A 15,849-nucleotide genomic window follows, 5' to 3' on the forward strand; every position below is an offset into this window, starting at 1 on the left:
ACGGAACAAACACATGAACAACAGATGGAATTGCTAGAGTAGTAAGCGGAAGGTGAAAGTAGCCCCCCTTACAGGGGGCATTCTCAAAAGCCACCTTCTAAGAAGGTGGTCTTTTACATACGCGGCCCTAACCATAGGACTGCGTAACGCTAACGGTTTAAAAATCCTCCATAAAATGGCACCTCTCGTTAACAGTTATTAGCTAAATCATTTACAATGCCTGCTCGTATCAGGAGAGTCGAGTGAGCAGAAAAGCCTTCAATCTATCAGCCCTTAAACAGCGAGCCGCCTGGCTTGCGCTGTTTGCTATGGCGCTGATTATTGTGGCACCGCTTATCTCGGTTTCGTTGCAGCAATCGCCGATGAGCGCGATGCCGGGTATGCATCATGAAATGAGCATGCCTATGCCGATGTCTGCACATCACTCTGCGCCGGACAGTATGCCTATCGATCACGGTGAGGCCTGCGGCTACTGCGTGCTTCTCACCCATGTTCCGGGACTGATTCTGGCCCTGTGCGTTCTGCTGAGCGCACTGATGCTTCGCGTGGCTACTGCACCTTTCCCGCCGCTGGTTTTCCACTGGCGTGAATTCCCCTGGCTGTTCCCCGAAACTCGCGCGCCGCCGGTGCCGTCTGCTTTACCTGCTTAATAACGATAACTAGCGCTTTAGCGTTCCATCGCTCTTATTTGCATAAAGGAAGAGTATGACAACCTGCACCTCGCGGGCGGCATGGGTGCACCTGCTACGCCGCCTGCACTTTTTTATCGGCCTGTTTGTCGGGCCCTTTATTTTCGTCGCGGCCCTTACCGGCACGCTGTATGTCGCTACCCCTCAACTGGAGAACTTGCTATATCGCCAGGCGTTACAGGGGGAGATGACCGGTGAGCGGCATCCGCTCGTGGAACAGATTGCCGTGGCCGAGCGTACATTGGAAACGCCGCTGCGCCTGAGTGCGGTACGGCCTGCGTTGGAGGCGGGGGAGACGACGCGAATCATGTTCGACGACCCCGAACTCGCGACTTCTGAGAACCGCGCTATCTTTATCGACCCCGTCACCCTTGCGGTAAAAGGTGATATGACGGTCTATGGCACCAGCGGGATCTTACCGCTGCGCCAGTGGATTGATTATGCCCACCGTTCGCTGCTGCTGGGGGATATCGGGCGCTTGTACAGCGAACTGGCAGCATCGTGGATGTGGGTTGCTGCATTGGGAGGGATCGTGCTGTGGGCCTTTACCCGACCAAAACGACGCATCAAAAATCGTGTACAGAACACCCGCCGCATTCACGTTACGCTTGGCTGGTGCCTGCTGGCCGGCATGTTGCTGTTTTCGGCGACCGGTTTAACCTGGTCCCAATGGGCGGGTGGTAACGTCGATAAGCTGCGTGCCACTTTTGGTTGGCTGACTCCACAGGTGAATACTCAGCTGCACGGTAGCAAAGCGATGGTGATGGACCCACATGCCGAGCATCATACACAACATCAGGGAATGGTGATGAATGAGCCGCCGGTAGACATGGATCGAATTGATGCGATCCTCCTGGCGGCACAGCGAAGCGGTATTGATGCAACGCATCTGGAGATCCGTCCACCGCGTAGCGTGGATCGCGCCTGGACGGTGACGGAAATCGATCGCCGCTGGCCGACACAGGTTGATGCGGTAGCTATCGATCCTGGCTCACTGGCCATTCTCGACTATACCCGGTTCGCCGATTTCCCGTTGATGGCGAAGCTTACCCGCTGGGGCGTAGATTTCCACATGGGTGTACTGTTCGGCCTGCCCAACCAGCTACTGCTGATCGCCTTTGGTCTTGCGCTCTGTGTCGCGATCGTCATGGGCTATCGGCTGTGGTGGATAAAACGCCCGGCTCAAGCGCAGATAAGCCCGTTGCAGACCTTGTCGCATAGCTGGTTGGCATTGTCGTTACCCGCAAGATTGGTGACGCTGGCGCTCGCCGTGGCTTGCGGATTATCACTGCCGGTGATGGGAGTGAGTCTGGCGTTGTTTATTCTGTTTGACTGGCTGCGCTGGCGAGCGGCGTTACGCATGCCTCTCGCCGAATCATCCACCAAATAACATTATGGCGTGCTGATAACTACCGCAACCCGGCGGTTTTCAGCACGCCCTTGTGTGGTACTGTTGCTGGCAACAGGGTATTTCTTACCGAGTCCTCGGGTAGTGAGATTACTACGAGGAATATTGGCTCCTTTAGCCCAGGCATCGGCAACGACATTTGCACGTTTCAACGACAGCATTTCGTTATAGCTGTCTTCACCGTAGTTATCGGTATGACCGTCCATTCTGGCATGATTTAAACCCGTTGCGGCAAGGCGTGAAGCCATGGTCTGAATCTGTGTTTCGCTCTCTGGGCGGAGCCCCGATTCATTTTTACCAAACAGAATTTTATCAGACAGCCCCAGCGACCAGTCGCCATTCAATTCGTTAAAGCCATAAGATTTCATCGCTGCGATTTGTTCAGGCGTAAATTTGCCTTCAGGTGGCGTCTGGCAGCCCGCCAGGACTAATGATGCCAGTAAACAGGGTGCAAGATATCGCTTTAACATGTTATTTTCCTTTCTAACTTGTTGTTTTATTTCGCTTATTTTTTACCTGATACATATTGCGGTCTGCATTTTCCAGAAACAGCTCCAGTGAGTTACTTTCCCACGCCAGCGCATAGCCAATGCTAAGAGACATCGAGGTACGCTGGCCGTTGTGCAGATCGAACGAGCGATCAAACTGCTGCGCCAGGGCGGTACAAATACGTTGAACGTCTTGCACAGAATGGACGTCAGAGAGCACCATCGCAAACTCATCACCGCCGAGGCGGTAGGCGTGATAGCGTTGTCCGCCGAAGGTAATCATCCGGCTGGCAATTTCTGTCAGTACGCTGTCTCCCGCGTTATGTCCCCAGGTATCGTTGATGTGCTTAAAGTTGTCGGCGTCGAGAAAAAGCAACGCTGAGTGCGTTTTGGCAACGGGATCGTTCATTAACGTCGCAATGTTATTACGAAATGCCGCCCGGTTTGCCAGGCCGGTGAGAGGATCGTGCATAGCGGAGCGCATCAACTGGGCGTTTTTATCTTGTAGTTGTCGTTGCCATTCTTCCATTTCGTCCAGAAGGCTGTTGAAATCTTCGCCAAAGCGATGGAATTCCTCAATGCGTCCTTCTTTTACGCGGCGGGAGAAATTACGGTTGGTGCGTACATCATGGACAACATCGGTGATATTTTGCATTTCGTCGACCATGCCATGATGCAGCGAACGCGTGATGGTGAGCGCAATGGCGGAGGCAAAAAGAATGCAGCCGGTCAGCACGGCAAAGGACATCCATATGAAGTGGCTGATTAGGCTGTCGCGAGCCGTCAGACAGATTTCGCCCACCAGATTTCCGTTATGCATAATTGGCTGAGTGACAGGAACGGGGAATAGCCATTGGCTGACCAACAGGCCAAGCGTATCGGTATTCCCTTCTGGGCGCCATTCCCAGTGTGCGAACTGTTTGTTATTCCTGTCATAGACGTCCGCCATTGCAAACTGCCCCTGTTTACCCAGAGTAGCAAGCGTTTCATTGGCGGCCTGCGGATCGTTGAAAACCAGCGTGGCTTCAAGGGTGTGACTCATCGTGGCACCCGTGAGCTCGAGGTTCTTTTGTGCGTATTGCTTTAACGTTAATACAGAAGCAAAACACAGCAGAAGCCATATAAATGTCATCGTTGTGATGACGCTTATCATACTGATACGCCTCAACGTTTTTTTAAACGTCGGACGGGTCGTTGATGTGGAATCCTTATTCATGCTTCTTATTCCGTGCAAGCATTAATACATCCGGATGGACCCTTACACCACTACGAGACAGTGCATCCAGATTGACAGAAAACCGGACCTGACCGCCATCGATGACTAAGCAAAATGCGCTACCAACAGTACAGTCTGGGTTATGTTCCGAGATGACGAGCAGCGGCTGGCGGTGATATTGGTTAATTAACTCAATCTGTTGGTCAGGTGTTTCAGTGCCGAAATAAATACCATTACATTTTGCCACCAAAGCGTCCTGAGCATTGCGGACAAGCTCTGGAGTATAGGGTAACGCGCTTTGCTCACTGGCCATGCTGAGCGCCTGTATATATTGGGATGACGAAAAAATACAGAGCTTTGGCTGCCCAGAAAGTGAAGGCCATCGCGTATAGCTTACGATACCAGACACCATAGAACGTACCGATTTATCGGTGTCCGTGAGGGGGCTAGCGGTTGCAGGAACCAGCGCCAGGGATAGTAGTAGTGTCAGTATCAGTCGGAGCAAAGAGGTCAATGGAGATTTTCTCACAAGAATCCGCCATTCCATCCGGAAAATAGTCACTCGGTTGAGTTGCTGGCAGAACATTATTGTTAATCAAAGCCATTATTATGTCAGATATTCTATGTGTGTAATTTAAGTTAAATCTCACTGTTGTATTTATTTCATCACGATAATAGAAATCAATGAGGGCTGTAGATGTTGAGTTTTCTTCCCTTGTATCTTTAGTCAGTCTTCATGGATATTGTGGAAGAAAATATTCGCCAGCTAATATTTTGTGATGAGTAATATTTCGCATATCCCTTCTCTTTTGCAAGCCATCGGTATCATGGCTGGCATATTCATTACGATTTCTTGCTGCATTGTTAAATTTATCGGCCAGTGTCGGGTTATCTTTAATCTAAACGTCATGGCAGGATTTTTAACGCGACTCAGGCGTAAGAGAATCTGGAGCGAGCAGGAGAATGTGGCGCCAGTAACGCATCTCCCGCTTTGACTCGTCATCGGCTAAAAAAGCGTGCGTACCAAAAACTTTACGCATTTAGGGGCGACTATTTGCAATAAAATAGGCTTTGTAAAGTAAAGTGTACGTATTTTGGATTGAAATCTTTACTTTCTGTGATATTGTTAGTTCACCTCATTGAGGAAACCACTATCGCAAACGAGCCATAACAGGTAATGCCATCATGCAAAAAGACGCGCTGAATAACGTAAATATCGCCGATGAACAGATTCTGATCACCCCGGATCAGCTGAAAGCTGAATTCCCGCTCACCGTTGAGCAGGAAGCGCAAATCGCCCAATCACGTAAAACGATTTCTGACATTATCGCCGGCCGCGATCCGCGCCTGCTGGTAGTGTGTGGGCCTTGCTCTATTCACGATCCTGAAGCTGCCATCGAATACGCGCGTCGATTTAAAACCCTTGCGGAAGAGGTCAGCGATAGCCTCTACCTGGTTATGCGCGTCTATTTTGAAAAGCCTCGTACTACCGTGGGCTGGAAAGGGCTTATCAACGATCCGCACATGGATGGCTCGTTTGATGTCGAAGGTGGTCTGAAAATTGCTCGTCGTCTGCTGGTTGAGCTGGTCAGCATGGGGCTGCCGCTGGCAACCGAAGCGCTGGATCCGAACAGCCCGCAGTACCTGGGGGACCTGTTTAGCTGGTCCGCGATTGGTGCGCGTACTACTGAATCTCAGACCCACCGTGAAATGGCCTCTGGTTTGTCTATGCCGGTTGGTTTCAAAAACGGTACCGATGGTTCACTGGCCACCGCTATCAACGCCATGCGTGCCGCGGCTATGCCACACCGCTTTGTCGGTATCAACCAGGCCGGTCAGGTCTGCCTGCTGCGCACCCAGGGTAACCCGGATGGTCATGTGATTCTGCGCGGTGGTAAAAAGCCGAACTACGGCCCGGAAGATGTAGCGCAGTGTGAAAAAGAGATGGAACAAGCAGGACTGCGTGCATCGCTGATGGTAGATTGCAGTCATGGTAATTCCAATAAAGACTACCGCCGTCAGCCTGCGGTGGCGGAATCCGTTGTCGCACAGATCAAAGACGGTAACCGTTCAATTATTGGTCTGATGATTGAGAGCAACATTCACGAAGGTAACCAGTCTTCCGAGCAGCCGCGCTGTGATATGAAATACGGCGTATCGGTCACTGATGCCTGCATCAGTTGGGAAGTGACGGATACACTGTTGCGTGAGCTCGACAAGGATTTACGCGGCCATCTGGCGGCTCGTCTGGCGTAAGAGGATTGTATGGTTGCTGAACTGACCGCACTGCGCGATCAAATTGATGAAGTGGATAAAGCGCTGCTGAGCCTGCTGGCTAAGCGTCTGGAATTGGTGGCGGAAGTTGGGGAAGTCAAAAGTAAATATGGCTTACCGATTTACGTCCCGGAGCGTGAAGCGTCCATGCTGGCTTCACGCCGCAAAGAAGCGGCTGCGCTGGGCGTACCGCCCGATTTGATTGAAGATGTGCTGCGTCGCGTCATGCGGGAGTCTTACTCCAGCGAAAACGACAAAGGCTTTAAAACTCTGTGCCCGTCGCTGCGTCCGGTAGTGATCGTGGGCGGCGGTGGCCAGATGGGGCGGCTGTTTGAAAAAATGCTGATGCTCTCTGGCTATCAGGTGCGGACGCTGGAGAAAGATGACTGGGCGCGTGCGCCTGAGCTGGTTGCTGATGCCGGAATGGTGATTGTCAGCGTACCTATTCATGTGACTGAGCAAATTATCGAGAAGCTGCCGCCGCTGCCAGCGGATTGTATTCTTGTCGATCTGGCGTCGGTAAAAGCGGGTCCGTTACAGGCCATGCTTTCCGCGCATCAGGGGCCCGTTTTAGGGCTGCACCCGATGTTCGGCCCGGACAGCGGCAGCCTGGCAAAGCAGGTTGTTGTGTACTGCGATGGCCGTCAGCCAGAGGCGTACCAGTGGTTCCTCGAACAGATTCAGGTCTGGGGCGCGCGTCTGCATCGCATCAGCGCGGTAGAGCACGACCAGAACATGGCCTTTATCCAGGCACTGCGTCACTTTGCGACCTTTGCCTACGGCCTGCACCTGGCGGAAGAGAACGTCCAGCTGGAGCAGTTGCTGGCACTCTCGTCGCCGATTTACCGCCTGGAGCTGGCGATGGTCGGGAGGCTGTTCGCTCAGGACCCGCAGCTTTATGCTGATATCATTATGTCGTCTGGCAATAACCTGGCGCTGATTAAACGCTACTACCAGCGCTTTGGCGAGGCTATCGGTTTGCTGGAGCAGGGGAATAAGCAGGCGTTTATCGACAGCTTCCGCAAAGTTGAACACTGGTTCGGCGACTACGCGCAGCGCTTCCAGAGTGAGAGCCGCGTCCTGTTACGGCAGGCGAACGACAGTCGACAATAACGAAACTGTATATACTTGAAAGCCAGGGGAAATCCTCTGGCTTTTTTTATGGGATGAACAGAATGGCTGACGCAAACCTGCTGTTTGATTACACCGGCCACCTGCCGGAATGCCCGACCTGGAGCGAAGATGAACAGGCGCTCTACTGGGCGGATATCATGGAGTGTGAAATTCACCGCTATGTGCTGGCGACCGGCGAGCACCGGGTTTTACAGTTCCCGGAAGAGGTGGGCTGCTTTGCACTGCGGGAAAACGGTGGCTTTATTGTCGCCCTACGCAGCGCTATCTGGCTTGCCGACAGCCGTGGCCTGCTCCAGCATAAAGTGTGTGATAACCCGAGTAACCCGCAGCTGGCGCGCTTTAACGACGGCGGCACCGACCGCGACGGACGTTTTTATGCCGGTACCTTCTGGGGGCCGGGTGACTACAACGGCGCGCTGCTGGTGAGGATTGATAATCAACTGAGGCCGAAAGTGGTGCAGTGCGATATTCACGGTGCGAACGGGCTGGCGTTTAGCGAAGATAAAAACTGGATGTATACCTCGGATACGCCAAACGGCGTGATTTACCGTACGCCGCTGGATAAGCATGGCGAACCGCAAAGCCGTGAGGTGTTCCGCCGGTTTAACGCGGGGGAGGGCATTCCTGACGGTGCGGCTATCGACGAAGAAGGATGCTACTGGAGCGCGATGTTTGACGGCTGGCGGATTGCACGCTTCTCGCCAACGGGCGAACAGCTTGCCGAATATCGCTTGCCGGTGCGCTGCCCAACGATGGTGTGCTTTGGTGGCGCGGATAGGCGCACGCTCTTTATCACCACCACCCGCGAGAACATGTCGGCGGCGGAGGTGGCGCAGTATCCGCTTTCCGGCGCCATCTTCACCCTGCCGGTAGAGGTAGCAGGGATGAAGAAGCTGCCGTTTATCGAACGTTAAACCGGGTCGACCGGCACCACGTTCTCGCTTGGGTAACAGCCCAGCACTTTCATCGAACGGGTGATTCCGGAAAGCTCTTTCAACGCCTTTTGCATCGGCAGGGATTCCAGGTTGGCCTGGATGTCGAGATAAAACATCTCTTCCCACGGGTTGCCGTAAATAGGGCGTGATTCGAGCTTAGTCATGATCAGGTTATGGTTGCGCAGAACCAGCAGCGCCTCAACTAGCGCACCAGCCTGTTGTCCGGTAGCGATAAGCAGGGTCGTTTTAGCCGGCACCTGATCGGAGACGTTCACTGATTTACGCGCCAGCACCAGGAAGCGGGTGATGTTCTGCGTCTGGTTGGCCTGGCAATGCTCCAGTACCTGCAGACCATACAGCTTCCCACCGGCTTCGCTGCCTAATGCGGCGACGGTAGGGGAGTTGGCCTGCGCGACTTTTTCCATCGCCGCCGAGGTGCTCTCGGTGTACTCAATTTTCCACTGCGGATAATGGCTCAGAAACTGGCTGCACTGCTGGAACGGTTGCGGGTGGCTGTAGACCGTCTCGATGGTTTCAAGCGTTGTGGTACCGTTCACCAGCACGCAGTGGTCAATAGGCACCGTCATCTCACCGACAATTGACAGGCTGGTGTGCTGCAGCAGATCGTAGACATCGTTAATCCCGCCGGAACTGGTGTTTTCGATAGGCACGACGGCGTAGTCGGCCTGGCCGGTCTCGACCTGATTAAAGATATCGGCGAACTTCACGCACCCGCTTTCGATAAACTGCTCAAAGTGACGAGCGGCATACTGGCGCGCAGCCAGATGCGAGTAAGACCCTTTTGGTCCCAGAAACGCAACGCGAGCAGAGTGCGGGTTTATTTTGTTCAGGTGCTGCTGCAATAGCGTCTGCTGAGTGAGCACGGAATCTTCAATGATGAGCTGGAACAGACGCGTGATGTAGTGGGCATCGAGCTGATGCGTTTTGCCGATGGTGATAAGGCGTTCCAGCAGGTCACGCTCGCGATCGATATCGCGTACCGGGCGATGAGAGGCCAGCTTTGCCTTACCCACTTCTATGGCAAGGCCGCGGCGTTCTGCCAGCAGGCTGACCAGTTTCTCATCGAGGGCGCTTATCTTATCGCGTATTGCCAGTAACGGGTTTTCCGAAGTCATCATGTTTGCCTTTCTTGTTATCAATAAAAAAGGCCTCCCGGGTGGGAGGCCTTATTGTTCGTCTTCGCATTCTTTATCACACGACGAAACGCCTCCCAATCAGGGGAAGGTAAAAAAGAATGCGAAGAAAAACGGTAGTCTTATCACAGCAGGTTAAAATCCTTAGTGTGGTGAGGTTTTACAGTACCTGCTCTGTTTTCGTTCTGTCAATAAAAAACGCGCCCGAAGGCGCGTTGGCGATACACATTAAAGTACAAAGTTCAGTTTACTCTTCTTCAACTTCTTCTACGAAGCTTGCGTCTTTCACCGACGTTGCGGCGCGACGGGCTTCCCCTTTGTGTTGCACCTTATTGAGCTGCCGTTCCAGCTTGTTGATCAATTCGTTAATGGCGGTGTACATATCTTCATGTTTAGCGCTGGCGACCAGATGCCCGTTCGGGGTATTCATCGTGGCGTCCGCTACAAATCCCTGTGGCTCTTTGGACAGGATGATATGTGGGTTAATTAAGTGGGTTTGCCATTTTTCCAATTTTGAGAGACGGTCTGCGACATGCTGGCGAATAGCCGGAGTAATTTCCATTTGTTTACTGGTAATGTTCATTGTCATAAATTTTACCTCTTGTCTTTCCGTCTTGGTGATTCCAGCATACCTCGGATTTGGTTAAAATGCGTGATAAAGATCACATTATTTTGTCACTTTTTGTCAGTGCATTCATTTTGTGAGTCAGGACAGGAAGAAGTGATTTTTTACTTGTCGGTTCGGGAAAATACCGCCATATTTGATAGGATGACCTGGAGCTAAACCGCTTCAGCTATGACGTGAAACGAATAAAAAAACGGCAGCCACAGGGCTGCCGTTTTGCTTGATAGGGTTGTCCGAATCAGGACTGCGTATTTTTGCTGTTGGCCGCGATGATTTTCGCGACTTTATCAGCCTGCGCGGTCATCTGCATTTCACGATAGGCGTTTTCCATCTTAGGAAGCGCGTCGCGGGTTGCCTGAGTGTCCGGATAATTACGCAGCATGTTTTCGGTGCGGTTAACCACAGCTACCCATGCACCACGTGCAGTGTAGTAATCAACAACGGAAAGTTCATACTTCGCCAGACGGTCTTTCAGGAAGACAAGACGCTTGTTGGCATCGGTGACGTATTGACTGTTCGGGTAGCCGCGCACCAGCTTCGAGAAGTCATTGAATGCGTCACGCGCATGTTGCGGATCGCGGTCGGAACGGTCTACGCCGAAGAAGCCCTGCAGCGCGCTATCGTCCAGCGCCATGTTCGTCAGGCCGCGCATGTACATCACATAGTCGATGTTCGGATGGGTCGGGTTAAGACGAATGAAACGGTCAATTGCGGCCTGGGCCAGCGGCAGATCGGCATTCTTATAGTATGCGTAGATCAGATCCAGCTGAACCTGCTGAGAATATGGCCCAAACGGATAGCGGTTATCCAACGCTTCCAGTTGCGTTATTGCCTGTTTCCAGTTACCGTCCTGCAGCTTTTGCTGAGCAGTTGCGTAGATTTCATTAGGCGGATTATCAGGAACTTCGTCCTTTGAACCAGAGCACCCCGCCAAAGCCAGGCTCAACGTGGCCGCTGCCACCAGATATTTCATGCGCGTCATGACGTTTTGACTTTCCTCAAAATGTTTATACGGGATATTCACAGTTCCTGTTCCCGATTAAGACCAGCTACAATAGCACACTATATTAAACGGCGAAGCCGTAAAAACCCAACGTTAACGAAGAAGCTGTATATGGCACAACGAGTACAACTCACCGCAACGGTGTCCGAGTCACAACTTGGACAACGCTTAGATCAGGCTTTGGCCGAAATGTTCCCTGATTATTCGCGTTCGCGCATAAAAGAATGGATCCTCGACCAACGCGTACAGGTAAATGGCAAAGTTTCAGACAAGCCAAAAGAGAAAGTCATGGGCGGCGAGACCGTCTCTATTGACGCCGAAATCGACGAAGAGATCCGCTTTGAAGCGCAGGATATCCCACTCGATATCGTTTATGAAGATGATGACATTATGGTCATCAACAAACCGCGCGACCTCGTGGTGCACCCTGGCGCCGGTAACCCGGACGGCACGGTGCTGAACGCGCTGCTGCACTATTATCCACCGATTGCTGATGTGCCGCGTGCGGGCATCGTGCACCGTCTGGATAAAGACACTACCGGGTTGATGGTGGTGGCGAAAACCGTTCCGGCACAAACGCGTCTGGTGGAATCGCTGCAGCTGCGTGAAATCACCCGTGAGTACGAAGCGGTGGCAATTGGTCACATGACCGCAGGCGGTAGCGTTGAAGAACCTATCAGCCGCCACCCGACCAAGCGTACGCATATGGCGGTACATCCAATGGGCAAACCGGCGGTAACGCACTATCGCATCATGGAACACTTCCGTGTGCACACGCGTCTGCGGCTGCGTCTGGAAACCGGACGTACGCACCAGATCCGCGTGCACATGGCGCATATTACCCATCCGCTGGTGGGCGATCAGGTCTACGGTGGCCGGCCACGTCCGCCGAAAGGCGCATCGGATGAGTTCATTTCCGTACTGCGTAAGTTTGACCGTCAGGCGCTTCACGCGACCATGCTGCGCCTCTATCACCCGATTTCGGGGATTGAAATGGAATGGCATGCGCCAATCCCACAGGATATGGTTGATCTGATTGCGGTGATGCGCGACGACTTTGAAGAACATAAGGATGACGTAGACTGGTTATGACCAAAATCATTGTCCCGGAGTGGCCGCTGCCAGCAAGCGTAGCGGCCTGCAGTTCAACGCGCGTGGGCGGGGTTAGCGAAGGCGCGTGGGATTCTCTGAATCTCGGCGCTCACTGCGGCGATAACCTCGTACACGTAGAAGAGAACCGTAAGCGCATGTTCGCGGCAGGCAAGCTACCGTCGAAACCGGTGTGGCTTGAGCAGGTGCACGGTAAAGATGTTCTGCATCTGACCGGTGAACCGTACGCTTCTAAACGTGCCGATGCCTCCTACAGCAATACGCCCGGGACAGTGTGTGCGGTGATGACAGCCGATTGTCTTCCCGTTCTCTTTTGCAACAAAGCTGGAACGGAAGTGGCCGCAGCGCATGCTGGCTGGCGTGGTTTGTGCGACGGTGTGCTCGAAGAGACCGTTGCCTGCTTCAAAGACAGTCCTGAAAACATTCTTGCCTGGTTTGGCCCAGCGATTGGGCCGCAGGCCTTTGAAGTCGGCCCCGAAGTGCGTGACGCGTTTATGGCGAAAGATGCCAACGCGGTTAGCGCATTCCGTCCAGTCGGCGAAAAATACTATGCTGATATCTACCAGCTGGCGCGTCAGCGTCTGGGTAATATCGGTGTGACCGCTGTCTTTGGCGGTGACCGCTGTACTTTCAGCGAAAAGGATGATTTTTTCTCTTATCGCCGTGACCGTACTACAGGTCGTATGGCAAGTTTCATCTGGCTGATATAACCTATAGAATCAAGACGATCCAGAAGGCAGACATTTTTTTCTCATTGACCAGGTCATTTAACCTTGAATAATTGAGGGATGACCTCATTTAATCTCCTGTAGCAAATTTGACCTAGTATGGGAGGAGTCATGCGTCTGGATCGTCTTACCAATAAATTCCAGCTTGCTCTTGCCGATGCCCAGTCGCTGGCACTCGGGCACGACAACCAATTTATCGAACCTCTTCATTTAATGAGCGCCTTACTGAATCAGGAAGGGGGCTCGGTACGTCCATTATTAACGTCTGCTGGCATTAATGCTGGCCAGTTGCGTACTGCTATCGATCAGGCGTTGAGCCGTTTACCTCAGGTGGAAGGCACCGGTGGTGACGTGCAGCCGTCTCAGGATTTGATGCGTGTACTGAATCTTTGCGACAAGCTGGCGCAAAAACGCAACGACAACTTTATTTCGTCAGAACTGTTCGTTCTGGCGGCGCTTGAGTCTCGTGGCACTCTGACCGACCTGCTAAAAACGGCAGGCGCAACTACCGCCAATATCACTCAAGCAATTGAACAGATGCGCGGAGGTGAAAGCGTGAATGACCAGGGTGCCGAAGACCAACGTCAGGCATTGAAGAAATATACGGTCGATCTGACCGAACGCGCCGAGCAGGGCAAACTTGACCCGGTTATCGGCCGTGATGAAGAAATTCGCCGTACCATTCAGGTACTGCAGCGTCGTACCAAAAACAACCCGGTATTAATTGGTGAGCCGGGTGTAGGTAAAACCGCCATCGTTGAAGGGCTGGCGCAGCGCATTATTAACGGTGAGGTACCGGAAGGCTTAAAAGGCCGTCGCGTACTGGCGCTGGATATGGGCGCGCTGGTGGCCGGGGCGAAATACCGCGGGGAGTTTGAAGAACGTCTGAAAGGCGTGCTGAACGATCTGGCGAAACAGGAAGGTAACGTCATCCTGTTTATCGATGAGCTGCATACCATGGTCGGTGCAGGTAAAGCCGACGGCGCGATGGATGCCGGTAACATGCTGAAACCGGCGCTGGCGCGTGGTGAACTCCACTGCGTAGGCGCAACGACGCTGGATGAGTATCGCCAGTACATCGAAAAAGATGCGGCGCTGGAACGTCGATTCCAGAAAGTGTTCGTTGCAGAGCCTTCGGTGGAAGACACCATCGCGATTCTGCGTGGTTTGAAAGAACGTTATGAACTGCACCACCACGTGCAGATTACTGACCCGGCAATCGTGGCGGCAGCAACGCTGTCTCACCGTTATATTGCCGACCGTCAGTTGCCGGATAAAGCCATCGACCTTATCGATGAAGCTGCGTCCAGCATTCGTATGCAGATTGACTCGAAGCCGGAAGAGCTCGACCGACTCGACCGCCGTATCATTCAGCTGAAGCTGGAGCAGCAGGCGTTAATGAAAGAGTCTGACGAGGCGAGCAAGAAACGTCTCGATATGCTGAACGATGAGCTGAACGATAAAGAGCGTCAGTACTCTGAGTTAGAAGAGGAGTGGAAAGCGGAAAAAGCGTCCCTCTCCGGCACGCAGACCATTAAAGCTGAACTGGAACAGGCGAAAATCGCCATTGAGCAGGCGCGTCGCGTCGGCGATCTGGCGCGGATGTCCGAACTGCAGTACGGCAAAATTCCAGAGCTGGAAAAACAGCTGGAAGCGGCAACCCAGTCTGAAGGCAAAACCATGCGCCTGCTACGTAATAAAGTGACGGATGCTGAGATTGCCGAAGTGCTGGCGCGCTGGACCGGTATTCCGGTTGCCCGCATGCTGGAAGGCGAGCGTGATAAGCTGCTGCGTATGGAGCAGGATCTGCACAGCCGCGTGATTGGGCAGAACGAAGCGGTTGAGGCGGTATCGAATGCGATTCGCCGTAGCCGTGCGGGGCTGTCCGATCCTAACCGTCCAATTGGCTCATTCCTGTTCCTGGGGCCAACCGGGGTAGGTAAAACCGAACTGTGTAAAGCGCTGGCTAACTTTATGTTCGACAGCGACGACGCCATGGTGCGTATCGACATGTCCGAGTTTATGGAGAAACACTCCGTGTCTCGTCTGGTCGGTGCGCCTCCGGGATATGTCGGTTATGAAGAAGGTGGTTACCTGACGGAAGCGGTTCGTCGTCGTCCTTATTCCGTCATTCTGCTGGATGAAGTAGAGAAAGCGCATCCGGATGTGTTCAACATTCTGCTGCAGGTTCTGGACGATGGTCGTTTGACCGACGGGCAGGGGAGAACGGTCGACTTCCGTAACACGGTGGTCATCATGACTTCTAACCTCGGTTCCGACCTGATTCAGGAACGCTTCGGTGAACTCGACTACGGCCATATGAAAGATCTGGTACTGGGTGTGGTCAGCCACAGCTTCCGTCCAGAGTTCATTAACCGTATCGATGAAGTAGTGGTCTTCCATCCGTTGGGTGAAAACCATATCGCTTCGATTGCTCAGATTCAGCTGCAGCGTTTGTACCAACGTCTTGAAGAGCGTGGCTACGAAACGCAGATGTCTGATGAAGCGCTGCAATTGCTGAGTCAGAACGGTTACGATCCGGTGTATGGCGCACGTCCGTTGAAACGTGCCATCCAGCAGCAGATTGAAAACCCGCTGGCCCAGCAGATTCTGTCCGGCGAGCTGATTCCTGGCAAAGTTATCCGTCTGGAAGTTAAAGACGACCAGATTGTGGCAGTGCAGTAAGTCACAAAAAGCAGAAAACGAGCCCTTTAGGGCTCGTTTTTGTTTAAAAACAAGGCGAAAATAAGACGATTGAATGAAAAGTGAGCGAACGATAAGTTTTTTCTAATTTATGCTTGCGACTTCTCAGTATCTCCCTATAATGCGCCTCCACTGACACGGAACAACGGCAAACAAGCCGCCGGGTCAGCGAGATTCTCCTGAGAATCTCGAGAGACGAAAGCGAAAATAAACGCTTGACTCTCAAGCGGGAAAGCGTAATATGCACATCCCGCGCCGCTGGCAAAGCGAAGCGGCACTGCTCTTTAACAATTTATCAGACAATCTGTGTGGGCACTCGAAGATACGGATTCTTAACGTCGCAAGACGAAAAATGAATACCAAGTCTCTGAGTGAACACGTA

The 15,849-nt window shown here is 52.8% G+C and carries 15 protein-coding genes and 1 other annotated feature; of the genes, 8 read left to right on the forward strand and 7 right to left on the reverse strand.

Annotated elements, in window-relative coordinates; all coding sequences use genetic code 11:
• Positions 1-308 precede the first annotated feature (308 nt).
• Complete coding sequence (locus tag RDN66_RS21260; protein ID WP_248538903.1) at positions 309-650, forward strand: DUF2946 domain-containing protein; 342 nt, start codon at positions 309-311, stop codon at positions 648-650.
• 55 nt (positions 651-705) lie between these two features.
• Complete coding sequence (locus tag RDN66_RS21265; protein ID WP_308538167.1) at positions 706-2,079, forward strand: PepSY-associated TM helix domain-containing protein; 1,374 nt, start codon at positions 706-708, stop codon at positions 2,077-2,079.
• A 2-nt stretch (positions 2,080-2,081) separates the two neighbouring features.
• Here RDN66_RS21265 and RDN66_RS21270 read toward each other — a convergent pair whose 3' ends face one another.
• The 3 genes from RDN66_RS21270 to RDN66_RS21280 are packed head-to-tail and all read right to left on the reverse strand — an operon-like array spanning position 2,082 to position 4,348.
• Positions 2,082-2,567, reverse strand: coding sequence for an OmpA family protein (locus tag RDN66_RS21270; RefSeq protein WP_123652265.1), 486 nt, complete (start codon positions 2,565-2,567; stop codon positions 2,082-2,084).
• A gap of 13 nt (positions 2,568-2,580) precedes the next feature.
• On the reverse strand, positions 2,581-3,801 hold the full coding sequence (gene dgcN, locus RDN66_RS21275) for a diguanylate cyclase DgcN (protein WP_202217414.1): 1,221 nt from the start codon (positions 3,799-3,801) through the stop codon (positions 2,581-2,583).
• Positions 3,794-4,348 (reverse strand): YfiR family protein, encoded by a 555-nt coding sequence (locus RDN66_RS21280; protein ID WP_081918549.1) that lies wholly within the window; start codon positions 4,346-4,348, stop codon positions 3,794-3,796. The genes dgcN and RDN66_RS21280 overlap by 8 nt, the downstream gene beginning before the upstream one ends.
• A 638-nt stretch (positions 4,349-4,986) precedes the next feature.
• On the opposite strand from RDN66_RS21280, the gene aroF reads away from it, so the two are divergent.
• The 3 genes from aroF to RDN66_RS21295 all read left to right on the forward strand — a co-directional run bounded on the left by aroF (position 4,987) and on the right by RDN66_RS21295 (position 8,123).
• Positions 4,987-6,057, forward strand: coding sequence for a 3-deoxy-7-phosphoheptulonate synthase AroF (gene aroF / locus RDN66_RS21285; RefSeq protein WP_202217415.1), 1,071 nt, complete (start codon positions 4,987-4,989; stop codon positions 6,055-6,057).
• A 9-nt stretch (positions 6,058-6,066) separates the two neighbouring features.
• Positions 6,067-7,188: a bifunctional chorismate mutase/prephenate dehydrogenase gene (tyrA, locus tag RDN66_RS21290; RefSeq protein WP_202217416.1), complete on the forward strand. Its 1,122-nt coding sequence runs from the start codon at positions 6,067-6,069 to the stop codon at positions 7,186-7,188.
• Between the two features lie 62 nt (positions 7,189-7,250).
• A complete protein-coding gene (locus tag RDN66_RS21295; protein WP_202217417.1) occupies positions 7,251-8,123 on the forward strand; it encodes an SMP-30/gluconolactonase/LRE family protein in 873 nt (290 codons plus the stop codon).
• Here the strand turns inward: RDN66_RS21295 and pheA are convergent.
• The 4 genes from pheA to bamD all read right to left on the reverse strand — a co-directional run bounded on the left by pheA (position 8,120) and on the right by bamD (position 10,905).
• Positions 8,120-9,280 (reverse strand): bifunctional chorismate mutase/prephenate dehydratase, encoded by a 1,161-nt coding sequence (gene pheA / locus RDN66_RS21300; RefSeq protein WP_035894957.1) that lies wholly within the window; start codon positions 9,278-9,280, stop codon positions 8,120-8,122. The two genes, RDN66_RS21295 and pheA, sit on opposite strands and share 4 nt — an antisense overlap.
• A gap of 23 nt (positions 9,281-9,303) precedes the next feature.
• Positions 9,304-9,428, reverse strand: a sequence feature (Phe leader region).
• Entirely contained in the window at positions 9,380-9,427 is a 48-nt protein-coding gene (gene pheL / locus RDN66_RS24375; protein WP_369709598.1) for a pheA operon leader peptide PheL, read from the reverse strand. It overlaps the preceding feature by 48 nt.
• Before the next feature lie 117 nt (positions 9,429-9,545).
• The gene (gene raiA, locus RDN66_RS21305; protein ID WP_035894958.1) at positions 9,546-9,887 is read right to left on the reverse strand and encodes a ribosome-associated translation inhibitor RaiA; all 342 of its coding nucleotides are present in this window, start codon (positions 9,885-9,887) and stop codon (positions 9,546-9,548) included.
• Positions 9,888-10,161: 274 nt separating this feature from the next.
• Entirely contained in the window at positions 10,162-10,905 is a 744-nt protein-coding gene (gene bamD, locus RDN66_RS21310; protein WP_035894964.1) for an outer membrane protein assembly factor BamD, read from the reverse strand.
• 132 nt (positions 10,906-11,037) lie between these two features.
• On the opposite strand from bamD, the gene rluD reads away from it, so the two are divergent.
• From rluD to clpB, 3 genes are all read left to right on the forward strand, one after another.
• Positions 11,038-12,018: a 23S rRNA pseudouridine(1911/1915/1917) synthase RluD gene (rluD, locus tag RDN66_RS21315; protein ID WP_035894959.1), complete on the forward strand. Its 981-nt coding sequence runs from the start codon at positions 11,038-11,040 to the stop codon at positions 12,016-12,018.
• Positions 12,015-12,746, forward strand: a complete 732-nt coding sequence (gene yfiH, locus RDN66_RS21320) for a purine nucleoside phosphorylase YfiH (RefSeq protein WP_202217418.1) — start codon at positions 12,015-12,017, stop codon at positions 12,744-12,746. Before rluD ends, yfiH begins: the two co-directional genes overlap by 4 nt.
• A 129-nt stretch (positions 12,747-12,875) precedes the next feature.
• Positions 12,876-15,449, forward strand: a complete 2,574-nt coding sequence (gene clpB / locus RDN66_RS21325; protein WP_123652260.1) for an ATP-dependent chaperone ClpB — start codon at positions 12,876-12,878, stop codon at positions 15,447-15,449.
• Positions 15,450-15,849: the final 400 nt, after the last annotated feature.

The sequence above is a fragment of the uncultured Kluyvera sp. genome (genome assembly GCF_902485085.1).
Classification (GTDB): Bacteria; Pseudomonadota; Gammaproteobacteria; order Enterobacterales; family Enterobacteriaceae; genus Kluyvera; species Kluyvera ascorbata.